This window comes from Bradyrhizobium sp. NP1 (assembly GCF_030378205.1).
Taxonomy (GTDB): domain Bacteria; phylum Pseudomonadota; class Alphaproteobacteria; order Rhizobiales; family Xanthobacteraceae; genus Bradyrhizobium.
Window position 1 is genome coordinate 7086435 of record NZ_CP127385.1, and the last position, 17401, is coordinate 7103835.

The following is a 17401-nucleotide window of genomic DNA, read 5'->3' on the forward strand; positions in this document are numbered from 1 at the left end:
CTCATGATACCAGTGTTCCGAATCCGAAATTCGCCATCCCGCGGCGAACGCATTGCGAACTTCGGATCCAAGGACACTGGCAACCATATGATTCCAGGGTGGCTTTGGTTCAGAAGTCCGCATAACGGGCCCGAAGGGCAGAAATGATGCGGACTTCTGAACCGCCACACTGGCCGGAATGCGGCGAAACGCCCCATAACAAAGCCGCGAGGCGCAGGAACGTGTTTTCGACCCGCAATAGGAAAACGGCCAGGCAGGGCCCGGCCGTCTAAAGGAAACCTGTTGTGCGGCAACCGCTACTTCGAGGCGGTGGGCAGCGGAACCGGATTGTCGGACAGCGTTCGCAGATAGGCGATCACGTCGGCGCGCTCGCTGTCCTTCTGGATGCCGGCAAAGCCCATCGCGGTGCCCGGGACGAAGCCCTTCGGGTTGGTGATGAACGCGTTGAGATCGTCGTAGGTCCAGGTGCCGCCCTTGCCCTTCATGGCGGCCGAGAAGTTGAAGCCGCGCCCCTCGCCCTTGTGGTCGCCCACGACGCCATAGAGGTTCGGGCCGACGCCGTTCTTGTCGCCCTTGGCGAAGGTATGGCAGGCCTGACACTTCTTCGCGGCGGCCTGGCCCTTCTCGACGGAAGCGGTCTGCAGCAGCTTCTCGATCGGCTCCGCCGGCGCGGCCGCGGCGGCTTCCTTGCCAGCGCTGGCCTCTTCCTTCACGGCAATCTCGAAACCCGGCTTCGCCGGCATCTTCGGCGTGAAGATCGCGTCAGCGGTGAAGCTCGTCACCAGCAGGATCAGACAGGTGCCCAAGATGGCGCCGAGGATTTTGTTGAGTTCGAAGGAGTCCATTTCGGATCAGGCTCCGGCCTTGGAAGGTCGAGGGGAGGCCACGAACGCGGCCGCTGGAATTGGGCTTCGGAATCAGGCTTTCGCACCGCACCCCGAGCAGGGCTGAGATATCGGTTTGCCCGTGTTCTGGCAACCCGTATAAACGCCTTCGCTTCATCCCGATCCCCATCATTTCCGGCCTGGAATTGGCCGGTTTCCACGTCCATGCCGATGACCCAGACCCGCACTCTCGTGCTCATTCCCGCCCGCATGGCGGCAACCCGCCTGCCCGGCAAGCCGCTCCTGGACATCGGAGGCGTGCCGATGATCGTCCATGTGCTGCGCAAGGCGGAGGCGGCGCAAATCGGCCGGGTCGCGGTCGCGACCGACACCGCCGAGATCGCCACCGCCGTGGCCGCCCATGGCGGCGAGGCGGTGATGACGCGGCCCGACCATCCGTCCGGCTCGGACCGGATCTTCGAGGCGCTGGAAAAGCTCGACCCGCGCCGCGAGGCCGAGATCGTGGTCAACCTGCAGGGCGATTTCCCGACCATTGCGCCCGGCAATATCCGCGACGTGCTGCCGCCGCTTGCCGACCCTGCCGTCGATATCGCCACCCTGGCCGCCGAAATCCATACCGAGGAAGAGGCGAGCAACCCCAACGTGGTGAAGGCGGTCGGCTCGCCGATCGGCCCGCGGCGGTTGCGCGCACTCTATTTCACCCGCGCCAGGGCCCCCCACGGCGAGGGGCCGCGCTACCACCATATCGGGCTCTATGCCTATCGCCGCGGCGCGCTGGAGCGCTTCGTCAGGCTGCCGCCCTCAGCCCTCGAGCAGCAGGAGAAGCTGGAGCAGCTGCGGGCGCTGGAGGCCGGCATGCGCATCGACGTCACCATCGTCGACACCGTGCCGCGCGGGGTCGACACCCCGGCCGACCTCGAAACCGCCCGCCGGATATTGGGGACGCGGGTTTGACATCCGCCACTGGCGAAATCCTGAGGCGTTGATACAAGGCCCACCATGACCCAGAAGCTGAAGATCGCATTCCAGGGCGAGCCGGGCGCCAATTCCCATATCGCCATTGCCGAGGCCTATCCCGACGCCGAGCCGCTGCCCTGCGCAACCTTCGAGGACGCGCTGGCCGCGATCTCCTCGGGCGAAGCCGATCTCGGCATGATCCCGATCGAGAACTCGGTCGCCGGCCGCGTCGCCGACATCCACCACCTCCTGCCGGCCTCCGGCCTCTACATCATCGGCGAGTGGTTTTTGCCGATCCGCCATCAATTGATGGCGCTGAAGGGCACCAAGCTCGGCGACATCAAGACGGTCGAGAGCCATGTCCACGCGCTCGGCCAGTGCCGGCGCATCATCCGCAAGCTCGGGCTCAAACCGATCGTCGCCGCCGACACCGCCGGCAGCGCCCGCGACATTTCCGAACGCGGCGACAGAAGCGTGGCCGCGATCGCCTCGCGCCTTGCCGCCGATATCTACGGCCTCGACATCCTTGCCGAGGACATCGAGGACGAGAGCCACAACACCACGCGCTTCGTGGTGCTGGCGCGCGACGAGAAGTGGGCCGCACAGGGCTCGGGGCCCCTCGTCACCACCTTCGTGTTCCGGGTGCGCAACCTGCCGGCGGCGCTTTACAAGGCACTCGGCGGCTTTGCCACCAACGGCGTCAACATGACCAAGCTGGAAAGCTACATGGTCGACGGCAATTTCTTCGCCACGCAATTCTACGCCGACGTCGACGGCCATCCCGACGATCGCGGTCTCACCTTCGCGCTGGAGGAGCTGAAGTTCTTCTCGCGCGAATTCCGCATCATCGGCGTCTATCCAGCCCACCCCTTCCGCGCGACCTTCAGCGAGAAGCAGGACTGACATCGCCCCGGCCAAAGCCGGGACGACGCGTCGCTTCACGCCGCCGCCGGCTTCGACAGCCCGAACGCCTCCGCCAGCAGGCTGTAGGACTTCTTGCGCGCCGCATGGTCGTAGACCGCGGTGATGATCATCAATTCGTCCGGCCGGCTCGCCGCGATCATCAGCTCGAGCTTCGCCTTCACGGTCGCGGGGCTGCCCACGAACAGCCGCGAGCGGTTGCGCGCGATCGAGGCGCGCTCGGCCTCCGTATAGGGATAGGCCAAAGCCTCCTCCACGCTCGGCAGCGGCAGGTGCTGGCCGCGGTCGCGCCGCAGCCGGTTGAGATCCATCGAGGACGCGAGCACCTCGGCTTCCGCATCGGTTTCCGCCGCGACCACGGCGACCGCCAGGATCGCGTGCGGGACGCTGCGCCAGGCTGACGGCTTGAAATGGTCGCGATAATTCGTCAGCGCCGCGACCGCGTCATAGCTCGCAAAGTGATGCGCAAACGCGAATCCCATGCCGACCTGCGCGGCTAGCTCCGAGCTGTAATCGCTGGAGCCGAGCAGCCAGATCGGCGGCAACGGCGTGTCGTCGGGCATCGCCACCACGTTGTTGTAGGGGTGGCCCGACGGAAAGTCGCGCGTCTCCCACAGCGTCAGTTCCTGGAGCCGCTCCAGGAACTCGTCGCCCTCGCGGCGGTCGAGCCGGCTGCGCAGCGCGTAGGCCGTGGCGCCGTCGGTGCCGGGCGCGCGCCCCAGCCCAAGATCGATGCGACCGGGAAACAGCGCCTCCAGCATCTTGAAGCGCTCGGCGACCGCGAGCGGCGCGTGGTTGGGCAGCATGACGCCGCCAGAGCCGACCCGGATATGCTGGGTGACCGCGGCGATCTGGCCGATCATGAGCTCCGGCGCGGGGCTCGCGACGGAAGCAAGGTTGTGGTGCTCGGCGAGCCAGTACCTGACATAGCCGAGGCCATCGACATGGCGGGCCAGGTCGATGCTGTTGCGCAGCGCCGCCGCGGGCTTTGTGCCGGTGGTGACGACGGAGAGGTCGAGAACGGAAAGCGGGATCATGGCGCTAAGCTAGTTCGCAGGGTCGCTGGCACAAAGGCCCGCCCGGCGCAGGGCTGCGGTGCAGGGAAGCCGATCGCCGGCCTTTGCCGCTATTGGGCTGTGTAACGGTGATATGTTACACATTGCACCTTGCCCACCAGCAAGCACTCGAGTTGAAAACTTTCGCTTATATTAATTTTACCTTGTGATATCTGTATGTTATATCATATTTGCGCCAACCAACCATCCAGCCCACAATGCTTTCCATCCGTCATTTTTGGAAGGCGCAATATCGTAGAATTGGGCAGTTTCCCATTATCGATGGGCTATTGGGCAGACCGGATTTCGCTTATCTTTGGATCTTCCAGGCCAAGCCAGCCCCCTCGAAAACCGCCAGTGGAGTGTGTGGTGCCATGACTGAGACTGCGTCGCCTTCGTCCGAGGGCCACCGCACGCTGCCTTCGCCCAAAATCTCCTTCGAGTTCTTCCCGCCGAAGACTGCGGAGATGGAGGCGAGCCTGTGGGAAACCATCAAGCGGCTGGCGCCGCTGCACCCGACCTTCGTCTCCGTCACCTATGGCGCCGGCGGCTCGACGCGCGAGCGCACCCATGCCACCATCGCCCGCATCCTGAAAGAGACCAGCCTGTTGCCGGCCGCGCATCTGACCTGCGTCGGCGCGGCGAAGGGCGAGATCGACGACATCGTCGCGCGCTACCACGAGATCGGCGTCCGCCACATCGTGGCGCTGCGCGGCGACCCTGCCGGCGGCATCGGCACGCCGTTCGTCGCCCATCCCGACGGCTACAAGACCTCCGCCGACCTCGTCGCCGGCATCAAGCGCCGCTACCCCGATATCGAGGTCTCGGTGTCGGCCTATCCGGAAAAGCACCCTGAGAGCGCCCACTTCGACGCCGACATCGATGTCCTCAAGGCCAAGGTCGATGCCGGCGCGGCGCGCGCCATCACCCAGGTGTTCTTCGACAACGATTTCTACTTCCGCTACCGCGACCGCGTCCGCGCCCGCGGCATCGAGATCCCGATCGTGCCCGGCATCATGCCGATGCACAATTTCAGGCAGGCGAGAAACTTCGTCACCCGCGCCGGCACCTCCGTGCCGTCGTGGCTCGCCGAGAAGTTCGACGGGCTCGACGACGACCCCGACACCCGCAAGCTGGTCGCGGCCACCGTCGCCGCGGGCCAGGTGCAGAAGCTCGCCAAGCACGGCGTCGACACCTTCCATTTCTACACCATGAACCGCGCAGATCTCGTGTTCGCGATCAGCCATTTGCTCGGCATTCGCCCCGCCGGCGCGCGAGAGGCAGCGTAAGCGATGACCGTACCCGTTTCGAAGAAGCGTACCGCCCTGCTCAAGGCCGCAAGCGAGCGCATCCTGGTGCTTGACGGCGCCATGGGCACCATGATCCAGGCGCTGCAACTCGACGAGGCCGCGTTCCGCGGCGAGCGCTTCAAGGATTTCCACCGCGACCTCAAGGGCAACAACGACTTCCTGATCCTGACCCAGCCGAAGGCGATCGAGGACATCCACGCCGCCTATTTGCACGCCGGCGCCGACATCGTCGCCACCAACACTTTTTCGGCGACCTCGATTGCGCAAGCCGACTACGACACCTCCAATCTCGCCTATGAGCTGAACCTCGAAGGCGCGAAGCTGGCGCGCTCCGCCGCCGAGCGCGTTTCGGCCGAAGACGGCAAGCAGCGCTTCGTCGCCGGCGCGATCGGACCGACCAACCGCACCGCCTCGATCTCGCCTGACGTCTCCAATCCCGGCTATCGCGCGGTGACCTTCGACGACTTGCGAAAGTCCTATGGCGAGCAGGTCAACGGCCTGCTCGACGGCGGCGTCGACCTGCTTTTGGTCGAGACCATCTTCGACACGCTGAACGCCAAGGCCGCGCTCTACGCGATTGCCGAGATCACCGAGGCGCGCGGCATCGACGTGCCCGTGATGGTGTCGGGCACCATCACCGACAAATCCGGCCGCCTGCTCTCCGGGCAACTGCCGGAAGCGTTCTGGCACTCGGTGCGGCACGCCAGGCCGATCACCATCGGGCTCAACTGCGCGCTCGGCGCCGAGGAGATGCGCGCTCACCTTGCCGACCTTGCCCGCGTCGCGGACGCGCTGGTCTGCGCCTATCCGAACGCCGGCCTGCCGAACGAGTTCGGCCAGTACGACCAGAGCGCGGACTTCATGGCGCGGCTGGTCGGCGATTTCGCCCGCGACGGCCTCGTCAATGTGGTCGGCGGCTGCTGCGGCACCACGCCGGACCATATCGCCGCGATCGCGACGGCGGTTAGCCCGCACAAGCCGCGTATCGCGCCTGAGATCGAGCCGCGGCTGCGGCTGTCCGGCCTCGAGCCGTTCACGCTGACCTCGCAAATTCCCTTCGTGAATGTCGGCGAGCGCACCAACGTCACGGGCTCGGCGCGTTTCCGCAAATTGATCACCGCGGGCGACTACACGACCGCATTGCAGGTGGCGCGCGACCAGGTCGAGAACGGCGCTGTCGTCATCGACGTCAACATGGACGAGGGCCTGCTCGATTCGGAAGCCGCGATGCGGACTTTCCTCAATCTCGTCGCCGCCGAGCCCGATATCGCCCGCGTGCCCGTGATGATCGATTCCTCGAAATTCGCCGTGATCGAGGCCGGGCTGAAATGCGTGCAGGGCAAGCCGGTCGTCAACTCGATCTCGCTCAAGGAAGGCGAGGAAAAGTTCATTCACGAGGCGAAGATCGCACGCCGCCACGGCGCCGCCGTCGTGGTGATGGCGTTCGACGAGAAGGGCCAGGCCGACACCTTTGCGCGCAAGACCGCGATCTGCAGGCGCGCCTACGACATCCTGGTGGACCAGGTCGGCGTTCCGCCCGAGGACATCATCTTCGATCCGAACATCTTCGCGATCGCGACCGGGATCGAGGAGCACAACAATTACGGCGTCGATTTCATCGAGGCCACGCGCTGGATCCGCCAGAACCTGCCGGGCGCGCACGTCTCCGGCGGCGTCTCCAATCTCTCCTTCTCGTTCCGCGGCAACGAGCCGGTGCGCGAGGCGATGCACTCGGTGTTCCTCTATCATGCCATCAAGGCCGGCATGGACATGGGCATCGTCAATGCCGGGCAGATGATCGTCTATGACGACATCGACCCTGAGCTGCGGCAGGTGTGCGAGGACGTTGTGCTCAACCGCGATCCCGGCGCCGGCGAGCGGCTGCTGGCGCTCGCCGAAAAATTCCGCGGCAAGCACACCCAGGCCAAGGAAGCCGACCTCGCCTGGCGCGAATGGCCGGTCGAGAAGCGGCTTTCCCACGCGCTGGTGCATGGCATCACCGACTTCATCGAGGTCGACACCGAGGAAGCGCGCAAGGATGCGTCGCGCCCACTCGACGTGATCGAAGGCCCCTTGATGGCCGGCATGAACGTGGTCGGCGACCTCTTCGGCGACGGCAAGATGTTCCTGCCGCAGGTGGTGAAGTCGGCGCGGGTGATGAAGCAGGCGGTCGCCTATCTGATGCCGTTCATGGAGGAGGAGAAGGCGAAAAATCTCGCCGCCGGCGTCGTCGATACCAGCCATGCCGCCGGCAAGATCGTGATGGCGACGGTGAAGGGCGACGTTCACGACATCGGCAAGAACATTGTCGGCATCGTGCTCCAGTGCAACAATTTCGAGGTGATCGACCTCGGCGTGATGGTGCCGGCCGCCAAGATCATCGAGACCGCGAAGGCCGAGAAGGCCGACATGATCGGGCTGTCCGGCCTGATCACGCCCTCGCTCGACGAGATGAGTTTTATGGCCAGCGAGCTGGAGCGGCAGGGCCTGACGGTGCCGCTCCTGATCGGCGGCGCCACCACCAGCCGCGTCCACACCGCGGTCAAGATCGATCCCAACTACCGAAGCGGCCCCGTCGTGCATGTCAACGATGCGAGCCGCGCCGTGGGCGTGGCTTCCGCGCTGCTGTCGCCGGAGAAGCGCGAGGCCTATGCCGCCGACATCCGCGCCGAGTATGCCAAGATTTCCGCGGCGCATTTTCGCGCCCAGGCCGACAAGAAGCGGTTGACGCTGAAGGCTGCGCGGGCAAACGCCGTGCCGGTGGATTTTTCGAAAGTACCGCCGAAGAAGCCGAGCTTCCTCGGCATCAAGAGCTTCGAGGCCTACGACCTCGCGGAGCTCGCGCAATACATCGACTGGACGCCGTTCTTCCAGACCTGGGAGCTCTCCGGCCGCTTCCCCGCCATCCTCGACGACGCAAAGGTCGGCGAGGCCGCACGCGCGCTCTACGACGACGCGAAGACGATGCTGGACCGCATCATCAAGGAGAAATGGTTCACGGCCTGCGCCACCATCGGCTTCTGGCCGGCGAATGCCGAGGGCGACGACATCGCCGTCTACGCCGACGAGACGCGGCAGAAGAAGGTCGCGACCCTGCATACGCTGCGCCAGCAGCTCGAGAAGCGCGAGGGCCGCTTCAACGCCGCGCTTTCCGACTTCATCGCGCCGGCGTCGTCGGGCGTGCCGGACTATGTCGGCGGCTTCGTGGTCACGGCCGGGATCGGCGAGGATGTGGTTGCCGACCGCTTCAAGAACGCCAATGACGACTATTCCTCGATCCTGTGCAAGGCGCTGGCCGATCGGCTTGCGGAGGCCTTCGCCGAGCGCATGCATCAGCGCGTGCGGAAAGAGTTCTGGGGCTACGCGCCCGACGAGGCGCTGTCCGCGGAAGACCTGATCCTGGAGAAGTATCAGGGCATCCGCCCCGCCCCCGGCTATCCCGCGCAGCCCGACCACACCGAGAAGAAGACGCTGTTCGCGCTGCTCGACGCCGAGAACACCGCCGGCGTCAAGCTGACCGAGAGCTTTGCGATGTGGCCGGGCTCGTCGGTGTCCGGTCTCTATTTCAGCCATCCCGAGAGCTTCTATTTCGGCGTCGGCAAGATCGAGCGCGACCAGGTCGAGGACTATGCCCGCCGCAAGGCAATGGTGCCGGCCGAGATCGAACGCTGGCTTGCGCCGATCCTCAACTACATCCCGTCGCAGGATCGTGCGATTCAGGGAGCCATGCAGGGCTCGTTCGCGGCGACGCCGGCCAACGATGCCGCCGCGCGCGAGCTCGCCTCGCATCCGCCGGGCTGCACCTGCGCGGTGCATCTGGTCTGGCGCAAGCAGGCGGTCGGCGCGGGGTAGCCGTCTTACTCGTCACCTCTCCCCGCCTGCGGGGAGAGGTCGAAGCCGAAGCATGAGCTGAGGCTTCGGGTGAGGGGCTACCTCCAAAATCGAGATTGCGGGAAATCCCCCTCACCCGGATTGCATCTAACGATGCAATCCGACCTCTCCCCGCAAGCGGGGCGAGGTGATCTGCGCTTGCGGATCTGTCGTGACTCATTTGTCAAACAGCGGAAGAACATATCGTTCGCGTTCCCGCGACGGCGAATCCGCCCGAGTGATGCACGAAGCGTGTCCCTCATCGATCAGAGGGCGCAGGGAATGCCGGGTGCGCGCCGCACCCGCAGCCTCGCGTGCAGTAAAGAAAAGCACACGAGTTAGTCACCACAGGTACAGCCGAACATCCCGGCATTCCCCGCGCGATTGGTTTTAACGGTTTCCTTCGTGCTCTCCCCGGTGACCGGGCTTTCTTGCCACCGTCGCTTCACGGGTAAACCGCAAAGCTTGATGCCAGCGTCGGGGCATCAGGACCACACGACTTCGCCGTCCGCGTCAGCATCACTCGTCAGTTGATGCCAAGGCGTCCATCGCATCCCGCACCCAACGTTCGTGACGATGCGCAACGCCCCTCGGATCGAGGCGGGATGCGCGGATTGAAGCCACTGATTTGCCCGACAAACCAAGCGGAATATTTTTCGCGCGAGGACTGGACGACCCAAATCAGATTGAAATGATTTGCGAATTTCGATTTTGCGCGCAGACGGTTTGACGCCGGTCGGGGGCTGACTGGCGCACTCTGACGTGAAGAAATCGATCTGACTTGTCTATCGGGTGAGGCGGCTCGGGAACCGCAATCTTGAGAACGCAAAGCGGTTCCTATACAGAAAGGTCTGCGACGACAGGAAGCGAATGCTGCGCAATGTTCTCGTCTTGGCTAGCGGCCGCTCTGATCTTCCTGCTCATCGGCGGCGTGCTTTGGGCACTGTTGCGGGCGAATTCTGCTGCGCGCGTTGACGGGAAAGAGGCAAGCACCTTTGCCAATAAATTTGTCTACGTGAACGACGACGGCTCGGTACGCGAACTGACGGCTGACGAGAAGACCTATCTCAATACGCGATTTCATCCGATTGACGGAGCCCGTCCCTATGTCAAAGGCAGCTATCGTCAGAAATCGCCTGATGGCAGGATCAGCGGATATCTGTTGAAACGGCGCCTCCCTCGCCGCATGCGCCCCGACTAAAGGCGGAAGAGAATCGATCTGCGGACCGCGCCTGCACTATAGTCGCCGCTTCACCCGCTGAGAGCGCTTCGGAGCCACCCATGAAATTCTTCTCCTTCTGGCGATCGCAGGCGAGCTTTCGCGTCCGCATCGCGCTCAACCTGAAGAACCTCCCCACCGAGGTAATCTTCGTCGACCTCGATGCCGACGCGCAGCACGCCGACGAATTCCGCCGCATCAATCCGCAGATGGCACTGCCGGCCCTGGTCGAGGACGACGGCACGGTGCTGTTCCAGTCGCTCGCCATCATCGAATATCTCGAGGAGAAATATCCGGATTCGCCGCTGCTGCCGGCGGACATCAAGGGCCGCGCGCGCGTGCGCGGGCTTGCCCTGATCGTCGCCTGCGAAGGGCATCCACTGCTGGTGCCGCGGGTGCGCCGCTATCTCGACCGCGAACTGAATCTGCGCGACGAGCAGCAGACGGCGTGGCGGCGCCACTGGGTCATCGAGACGCTGACCGCGCTGGAAGGCCATCTCGCTGACAACAAGGACACCGGGAGGTTCTGCCATGGCGACGCGCCGACGCTCGCCGACATCTGCATGGTCGGCCATGCCGCCGTGGCGGGGATGCTCGAGATGGATCTGAAGCGCTGGCCGACGGTGAAGCGCATCTACGAGACCGCGATGGCGCTGCCTGCCTTTGCCAGCGCCCATCCGCTGGTGCAGCCTGATACGCCCGAGGCGATGCGGGTGAGGCCGCCCGGCTAATCGCCCGCACTGCCGGACTAATCCCTCCCGCCGCGAAGCGGTGGGTAGCTCATCGTGAGCGAAAGCGAGCGATGAGTCGGGTGGGGGCTCTTGCTAAGAGCGCGACAAGTGAACATCCCCCCACCCCGGCCTCCGCTTCGCTACGGCCGACCCTCCCCATCGCTTCGCGGGGGAGGGATAAGGAGAGAGCATCGCCTGCAGCCTCACCCGTTCGGCGGGCTCAGCGGCTGGTGGATTTCCTTGAACGGCGGCAGCGCCTCGCAGGCCGCCGCATGCGCCGCAAGCCGCGGATAGCGGTCCACCTTGTAGAGCTCGGGATGCGCTTCGCCGGTGAAGCGCAGCGCGCAGGCGACCGCGATGTCGGAATGGCCGATGCGCTCGCCGAACAGGAAGGGCGTCGCGGCCGTGGCGCGCTCCTTCTCCAGCACGTCGAGCGCACCCGAAATCTGCGCCTCGCAGCGGTCGACCCAGAGCTTCAACTGCTCCTTGCGCAGCACGCTTTCGTAGACAAGGCTCACCGACTTGTCGCTCAGCCCGCTCGCCAGCGCGCAGAGGCGGAGCTGATGCCGCCGCTCCATGCCGCGAGCCGGCAGCATCGCCTTGTCCGGCCCTGCGAGCTCATCGAGATAATCCAGGATCGCGGTGGTTTCGATCAGCGTCTCGCCGTCGTCGAGCACCAGCGTCGGCACGCGGCGCAACGGGTTATAGGGCGCGATCTTGTCGGCATCGCCGAAGGTCGACCACGGCTTGTGCTGGAAAGTGAGCCCATAGAACCGCATCGCGATCGCGACGCGACGGACGAAGGGAGAGTCGTATTGGCCGATGAGAAACATGGTCGGTGCGTCCCGCTAGTGTCCCGAATTCTAGTGTGGTTTGGTTCAGAAATTCGCTTGACGCACTCGCCGATGAAATGAAGCGAATTTTCTGAACCACCACACTAGTTGCACGTCATTGATAGCGGTCCGGCCACGCGCCGTCATCCACGTCCCGTTCATCCGCGCTACACCGAAGAGGTGTTCCATCCACGCGCGGAGCGATGCCTTTCGGCAACAGCCGAACTATTCCTGCGCCGGCCGCTTGTCGTGGCGCAAGTGTGGTGCTTCAGTGGCGAGACTTGGGGAAGGTAGATCGGGGAAAGCGCGGGGGCTGGATCGATCGGCGGGGCAAGACTGGCGGCGACCCGCGCTCGCCGCCAGCGCCGCCCAAGGCCAGTTTCTACAGCGCCGCAGGGCCTGCTTCGATTTCAGCACGCGCCACCACTGTCGCGGCGCGACCTCCCAAGCCCATCACATCACCAGCCACCACATTACCAATTTGTCAGTAGCGGCGACGGCCGAATCAGCGGCCCAATGCGGCGTTGGCCTAACGGGAGCCAAGCCGTGTCCCGACACCACGTCTTGCCGCCGATCATCTATACGCCGCAGCCGCCGAAGCCGAAGGAAACGCGGCGACGCCGCGGCATCGATTATGTAAGAGGCAAGAGCGCCGCCGGCGAAGCCGACGAGGTCGAGGAAGCCGGCGAGGTCTCCACCACCCGTCCAGCACAGGCCGCCCAGCCACGACACAACGCCCCGATCGAAGCCGCCGAGCGGCGCATCCCCTCCACCACCGGCAAGCTCAGCGCCGAGACGCTGAAGACGATGCTCGAGGTGCAGGAGCAGGAGAGCGCGCCGGCCGCAGAGGCTTCGGCGAAAGCGGACAACCAGGCATAAATCAGCTGCGCATTCGCGGGCACAGGCATTGCGCGGAATCGGCAAGGCGCGACAGGCAGCCAATGCCCGACCATCTGCTGCTGCTTTTGCGTTGACCAGACCCGATCGCGGCCAGCGTCGCGCGTCGTGACTGCATCGAACTTTCACCTCAACGCATCCACGGCTTGACTGCTGTCCTATCATGTAACATCATATATTACATGAGAGACGACAGCTTGTCCGGCATGCTCGACCATGACAGCCGCCTCGTTACGCGCAGCGGCTGCCCGATGACGGCGGCGAAAATGGCGTTGCGGTGATGGACCCGTTCGCTGATCCGCAAGCCGTGACCCGGTACACCGAAGGACCGCCACGAATCGTCCCGGGCTACGACGCCATGCAACGCATGACGACGCTTTTGCTTGCGGAGCGCGTCCAGGCCAATGCCCGGATACTGGTTCTCGGCGCCGGCGGAGGACTGGAGCTGAAAGCCTTCGCGCAGGCGCATCCGCGCTGGACCTTCGACGGCGTCGACCCGGCTGCTGAAATGCTGAAGCTGGCCGAACGGGTGCTGGGACCGCTCGCCTCGCGCGCGCGTCTGCACCGCGGCTACATCGTCGACGCGCCCAACGGGCCGTTCGATGCCGCGACCTGTCTCCTGACATTGCACTACCTGACCGACGAAGAGCGGCGACGGACCGTGGCCGAAGTCCATCGCCGTCTCAAGCCTGGCGCACCCTTCGTCGTCGCTCACTTCAGCATTCCGCAGGGCGAAGGCGAGCGCGCGCTTTGGCTGTCGCGATATGCCGCCTTTGTGGTCGCGTCCGGCATCGAGCCCGACAAGGCGGCGAACGCCCGCGCGGCGATCGACACGCAGTTGACCATCCTCACACCGGAGCAGGATGAAGCAATCCTGCGTGAAGCGGGCTTCTCGAACATCAGCCTGTTCTATGCCGGCTTCACATTCCGCGGCTGGGTGGGCTACGCCTGACGCTGGCATCCACGAGAGGGACAGCCTGACCGCGCCCCTGGAAGGCCGGGCCGGACAGTGCACGAAGTCCGAGAAGAGCCAACAGGCGACGCCGCGCGGTGGGAGGCGCTGTTATCCCTTCTGGAGCACGTCCACGGGAAAACTGTCGGCGTTCATCTGGCCATCGTAGTCGGTCCAGAAGCAATCCACCTGGTCGCCCTTGAGACCTTTGACTGTCATCAACGGACCTCCTGAACGCAGCCGAACAAGATCGCCGTTCCGGAACGCGGCCTGGTTCTGCGGAGCAGAGGCGGAAGAGGCCGGCGCCATTCCGACCGTTTTTGCGGAGCCGCCGTTGCTACCGACTATCGCCAAGCCCCGACCAGAACCGGTCTGTGGAGATGCGGCGCTGACAGGCGGATTTTGGGCTGCGCCAGGCGCTGTCGCGGGCACAGCGGCAGTGGAGCTGTTGGATGCCGCGGCCTGCGCAAGCGCAGCCGCTGCCACAGGCCAATAGCTATTGCGCAGGACGCCCGTTCCATAGCGGATGCCCGTTCCATAGCGAATACCCGTTCCATAGCCGGCTCCCACGGCATAGCCGACGGCACTTCGGGGAATGCCCGAGACATAACCTCCGCGAAGACCTGCGACGCGAGCCGCGCCGACGCCACCCGCGTGAACTGCGGCGAAACCGCCGGGGTGACCGGCTCCGACCCCGCCGCCATGTCCTCCGCCTCCGCGTGCCTGTGCACCGGTGACCAGAAGGCTGCCGCCAAGCGCCACACCCGCCAAGACCATGATCGCTCGCCGTCTCATGACACTCTCCTTTGCAACAGACGGAGGCATCCGTCGTGCGGACCTCGTCAAACGCCGGCTTGCCCGAAAAAGATCGATGCCGACGTTGCGTTCATTAAAAATGGGAACAGCTGGCGGTCGGCCCAACTAAATTCACGTTTAGGAAAGCGAACATGCTCCCGGCGGCGTTACCGTCGAGGTGTTTGTCAGCGGGGATTTTCGCGCGCGGTAAAGCGGATGTGAGCCCAGGACTATCAAGTGCCTGGGCTATCCAGCACCCGGACGCCCCGGCCCCCCGGCCTTACAACTGGTGTCTGGCAATAGACGATCACCCGCTTTCGCGGGTGATGATAGTGCGGACTACAGCAGCGGCATCCTCACCGCGGCGTCAGGCCGATCGCTTCCGCGGTCGCCGCTTCCACCGCGGCGCGGCTATAGAGCAGCGGCACATACTGGCCTGTCGCCCAGAGCGGAGCGAGGTCGCGATAATGTCCGCTGAAGGGATCGCCGGACTGGCCCGGCGTGTTGATGGTGCGGCTGTTGTCCCAGGCGCCGACGTCGAGCACCATGCGGAATGAGGCGCCCGCGATGAGCTGGTAGTCTGATCGCCGGTAGGTCGCCGCCCGCGGCACGTTGGCGGCACCGCCGAACGCGAGCGGCCCAACGGACATCTGCGCCGCGGTCGCCTTGTCGGCGAGCGGCATCAGCGCATGGTCGAACTTTGCAACATGCAGCCGGCCCCAGCGCCAGGCGCCTGAATCCGCCCCCAACTTTTCCGTCACGTCCGCGACCGCTTCGCCCAGGCTGTCGCGCAGGATGCGGTCGCGCGCGGCCAGCGGCTCCTCGCCAAGTCCCGCGTCGGGCTTTTCGAGATAGGCGACGACGGCGGAGATCGAGGCGGGGTCCGGCGCGATGATGTCGGCGGCCTTGGGCGCGGCGGCTTTGGCCAGCGCGAACCCGAGATGATTGGCGATCCAGACTTCGTAGACCGCGGCCGCGGCGCTGTCCGCCGCATCACGCGCATCCCAGGCCGTGAGCAGTGCCAGTCCCTTCTTCACATTGGCATCGTCTGACGACAGCGGCTTCAACAGCGCGACCAGCCGCTTCGCCAGCATGCCGGTGTCGTCGTTCTGCAAATCCATCGCGTCCGCCAGCGAGAACTTGTCGTTGGCCTTCAGCACCTCGACGATGCGCTGCCAGCGCGCGGCGTCCGACCATTCGAAGCCGACCTTGCGCTCGGCGACGGGATAACCCTCCGGCAGATTCATCTGGTTGGCAGTGGCGAAAAAGCCCTCGCGCGGGCGATAGACCTTCGGCAGCTCGTCGAGGGTGAGAAAGCCGTTCCACTCGTAACGGCCGTCGCCCGGCACCGGCATCAACCCGTCATAGCCTGTGCGGCGCGGAGTCTTGCCGGCGGCGACCCAGCCGATATTGCCGCTGGTGTCGGCATAGACCTGGTTCTCGGACGGCGCGCCCCAGCGCTGCATGGCGCCGAGGAATCCGTTCCAGTCCTTCGCCGTCATGTAGTCGGAGGAGCCGAAATAGGCCGAGGTGCCCGGCTCGAACCACACCGAGCGCACCGCGAACGCCCGCTTGCCCGCCTCGTCGACATAGACGACGGGCCCGTGGCGGGTGAACTTCAGCTCGAGATCGCGGTCGGCCTCGCCCTTCACCTTCTCCGTCTCATGCACGATGCGCATGGATTCCCAGCCATCGCGGTAACGGTACTGGTTCGGATCGGCGGGATTGAGCTCGTAGACGTAGAGGTCTTCCTGGTCGACGTTGAAGATCGTGAGGCCGAAGGCGATGGTGTCGTTGTGGCCGATCGAGATGCCGGGCAGCGCCGGCTCGCCGGCGCCGATCACGGAAATGCCCGGAGCGTTGAGGCCGACGATGTAGCGCAGCGACGGCACCGAATGCTCGCGATGCGGATCATTGGCGAGCAGCGGCCGCCCGGTCGCGGTGCGTGACGGCGCCACCACCCAGTTGTTGGAGCCGATGGTGTCGCGCTGCGCATCGGCCTCGGCGAGGAATTTATCCGGATCATACTCCAGCGCCGCCCTGCGCTCGGCCGCGCTTTTCGCAAAGGCCACCGGACGTGTGGCCAGATCATAAGGCGCCAGCACCTGCTTCGGGATGCTGCAGGGATCGAGCCCTTCGGGGACCTTCGTGGTCCACGGCGGCTCGAGCTTGACGCGCAGCCGGTCCGCTTCCAACCCCGCGGCGCAGGCGACCAGCGCGCGCTTCACCTCGGAGGCGACATTGCGCGTCAGCCCATGGCTGCGAATCCGCACCACGTCCTCGGCCGACCAGAGGTCCGGCGTGGTGCCGGCGATCCGAAACTCGATCGGCAGCGGGCGCGAGCCCGCCTGCACGTCGGCGACATAGGCGTTGACCCCGGCGACGAAGGCTTCCGCGTAGGTCTTCGCCTTCGGTCCGTAGGCCGCCCACTCCGCCTTCATGTCGCCGCGGTAGAGAAACAGCCGCAGCGCCTTGTCCTGCTCGACATAGGCGGCGCCGAAATCCTTCGCCAGCAGGCCAAGGCCGCGCTTGCGCCAGAGGTCGATCTGCCAGAGCCGGTCGCGCGCGGCGTTGAAGCCTTGCAGGAAGAACAGGTCGTGCTCGTTGCCGGCATAGATGTGTGGGATGCCCCAGACGTCGATGAGGATCTGCGCCGGCGCGTTGAGCCCGGCGACGCTGGTTGTCGACTGGCGCGCGGCGGCGAGCGGATTTTCCTTCTCGCGCGCGGTGGCCTGCGAAGCGGCCAGCGCGGCCAGCACCGCGGCGCCGATCAGGGTCTTGAGGGCGACAGTCTTTTTCATCTTGTTTTCTCCCTGTTTCTTGTCTTCTTAGAGCGGGATAGCTTCAGGATCGCTATCCCGCTCTAGGTTTTTGTTTGAGCATGATCTTTTCGGAAAACCGCTGCACACTTTTCCGGATCATGCTCTAGCCCCGATGATCGTGGGGTGCCGAGCCGACCTTACATGCCTCCGCTGCCGCGCCAAAGGCCTTGTAAGACGCATGCGCACACCTTTAG

The 17401-nt window shown here is 65.0% G+C and carries 13 protein-coding genes; 8 read left to right on the forward strand and 5 right to left on the reverse strand.

Annotation, left to right across the window (positions count from 1 at the left end; translation table 11 throughout):
• Positions 1–296: 296 nt before the first annotated feature.
• Entirely contained in the window at positions 297–845 is a 549-nt protein-coding gene (locus QOU61_RS34270; RefSeq protein ID WP_289655587.1) for a c-type cytochrome, read from the reverse strand.
• Between the two features lie 210 nt (positions 846–1055).
• Here QOU61_RS34270 and QOU61_RS34275 point away from each other — a divergent pair, with 210 nt between their 5' ends.
• Both QOU61_RS34275 and QOU61_RS34280 read left to right on the forward strand, forming a co-directional pair.
• Positions 1056–1799: a 3-deoxy-manno-octulosonate cytidylyltransferase gene (locus tag QOU61_RS34275; RefSeq protein WP_289662040.1), complete on the forward strand. Its 744-nt coding sequence runs from the start codon at positions 1056–1058 to the stop codon at positions 1797–1799.
• Positions 1800–1844: 45 nt separating this feature from the next.
• Positions 1845–2705, forward strand: coding sequence for a prephenate dehydratase (locus QOU61_RS34280; protein WP_289655588.1), 861 nt, complete (start codon positions 1845–1847; stop codon positions 2703–2705).
• A 35-nt stretch (positions 2706–2740) separates the two neighbouring features.
• Here the strand turns inward: QOU61_RS34280 and QOU61_RS34285 are convergent, their stop codons facing one another.
• A complete protein-coding gene (locus QOU61_RS34285; protein ID WP_289655589.1) occupies positions 2741–3760 on the reverse strand; it encodes an LLM class flavin-dependent oxidoreductase in 1020 nt (339 codons plus the stop codon).
• A gap of 392 nt (positions 3761–4152) precedes the next feature.
• Between QOU61_RS34285 and metF the strand changes: the two genes are divergently transcribed.
• The 4 genes from metF (at position 4153) to maiA (ending at position 10908) form a co-directional block, all read left to right on the forward strand.
• The gene (gene metF, locus QOU61_RS34290; protein ID WP_289655590.1) at positions 4153–5067 is read left to right on the forward strand and encodes a methylenetetrahydrofolate reductase [NAD(P)H]; all 915 of its coding nucleotides are present in this window, start codon (positions 4153–4155) and stop codon (positions 5065–5067) included.
• Between the two features lie 3 nt (positions 5068–5070).
• A complete protein-coding gene (gene metH, locus QOU61_RS34295; RefSeq protein ID WP_289655591.1) occupies positions 5071–8940 on the forward strand; it encodes a methionine synthase in 3870 nt (1289 codons plus the stop codon).
• Positions 8941–9838: 898 nt separating this feature from the next.
• On the forward strand, positions 9839–10159 hold the full coding sequence (locus QOU61_RS34300) for a hypothetical protein (protein WP_289655592.1): 321 nt from the start codon (positions 9839–9841) through the stop codon (positions 10157–10159).
• Positions 10160–10239: 80 nt separating this feature from the next.
• Complete coding sequence (gene maiA, locus QOU61_RS34305) at positions 10240–10908, forward strand: maleylacetoacetate isomerase (RefSeq protein WP_289655593.1); 669 nt, start codon at positions 10240–10242, stop codon at positions 10906–10908.
• 203 nt (positions 10909–11111) lie between these two features.
• Here maiA and QOU61_RS34310 read toward each other — a convergent pair whose 3' ends face one another.
• Complete coding sequence (locus QOU61_RS34310) at positions 11112–11741, reverse strand: glutathione S-transferase family protein (protein ID WP_289655594.1); 630 nt, start codon at positions 11739–11741, stop codon at positions 11112–11114.
• A gap of 546 nt (positions 11742–12287) precedes the next feature.
• Here QOU61_RS34310 and QOU61_RS34315 point away from each other — a divergent pair.
• Positions 12288–12620 (forward strand): hypothetical protein, encoded by a 333-nt coding sequence (locus QOU61_RS34315; RefSeq protein WP_289655595.1) that lies wholly within the window; start codon positions 12288–12290, stop codon positions 12618–12620.
• 298 nt (positions 12621–12918) lie between these two features.
• Positions 12919–13590 carry a class I SAM-dependent methyltransferase gene (locus tag QOU61_RS34320; RefSeq protein WP_289655596.1) on the forward strand — a complete coding sequence of 224 codons (672 nt, stop codon included), beginning with the start codon at positions 12919–12921 and terminating at the stop codon, positions 13588–13590.
• 111 nt (positions 13591–13701) lie between these two features.
• On the opposite strand, the gene QOU61_RS34325 is transcribed toward QOU61_RS34320, so the two are convergent.
• Both QOU61_RS34325 and QOU61_RS34330 read right to left on the reverse strand, forming a co-directional pair.
• Positions 13702–13809, reverse strand: coding sequence for a hypothetical protein (locus QOU61_RS34325; RefSeq protein ID WP_289655597.1), 108 nt, complete (start codon positions 13807–13809; stop codon positions 13702–13704).
• 932 nt (positions 13810–14741) lie between these two features.
• On the reverse strand, positions 14742–17186 hold the full coding sequence (locus QOU61_RS34330) for a penicillin acylase family protein (protein WP_289655598.1): 2445 nt from the start codon (positions 17184–17186) through the stop codon (positions 14742–14744).
• Between the last annotated feature and the right edge of the window lie 215 nt (positions 17187–17401).

Bases quoted from the DNA above. Each gene is read 5' to 3' on its own strand.
- maiA (WP_289655593.1), top strand. From the start codon at position 10,240: ATGAAATTCTTCTCCTTCTGGCGATCGCAGGCGAGCTTTCGCGTCCGC.
- QOU61_RS34310 (WP_289655594.1), bottom strand. From the start codon at position 11,741: ATGTTTCTCATCGGCCAATACGACTCTCCCTTCGTCCGTCGCGTCGCG.
- QOU61_RS34275 (WP_289662040.1), top strand. From the start codon at position 1,056: ATGACCCAGACCCGCACTCTCGTGCTCATTCCCGCCCGCATGGCGGCA.
- QOU61_RS34330 (WP_289655598.1), bottom strand. From the start codon at position 17,186: ATGAAAAAGACTGTCGCCCTCAAGACCCTGATCGGCGCCGCGGTGCTG.
- QOU61_RS34325 (WP_289655597.1), bottom strand. From the start codon at position 13,809: ATGACAGTCAAAGGTCTCAAGGGCGACCAGGTGGATTGCTTCTGGACC.
- metH (WP_289655591.1), top strand. From the start codon at position 5,071: ATGACCGTACCCGTTTCGAAGAAGCGTACCGCCCTGCTCAAGGCCGCA.
- QOU61_RS34280 (WP_289655588.1), top strand. From the start codon at position 1,845: ATGACCCAGAAGCTGAAGATCGCATTCCAGGGCGAGCCGGGCGCCAAT.
- QOU61_RS34300 (WP_289655592.1), top strand. From the start codon at position 9,839: ATGTTCTCGTCTTGGCTAGCGGCCGCTCTGATCTTCCTGCTCATCGGC.
- metF (WP_289655590.1), top strand. From the start codon at position 4,153: ATGACTGAGACTGCGTCGCCTTCGTCCGAGGGCCACCGCACGCTGCCT.
- QOU61_RS34285 (WP_289655589.1), bottom strand. From the start codon at position 3,760: ATGATCCCGCTTTCCGTTCTCGACCTCTCCGTCGTCACCACCGGCACA.
- QOU61_RS34320 (WP_289655596.1), top strand. From the start codon at position 12,919: ATGGACCCGTTCGCTGATCCGCAAGCCGTGACCCGGTACACCGAAGGA.
- QOU61_RS34270 (WP_289655587.1), bottom strand. From the start codon at position 845: ATGGACTCCTTCGAACTCAACAAAATCCTCGGCGCCATCTTGGGCACC.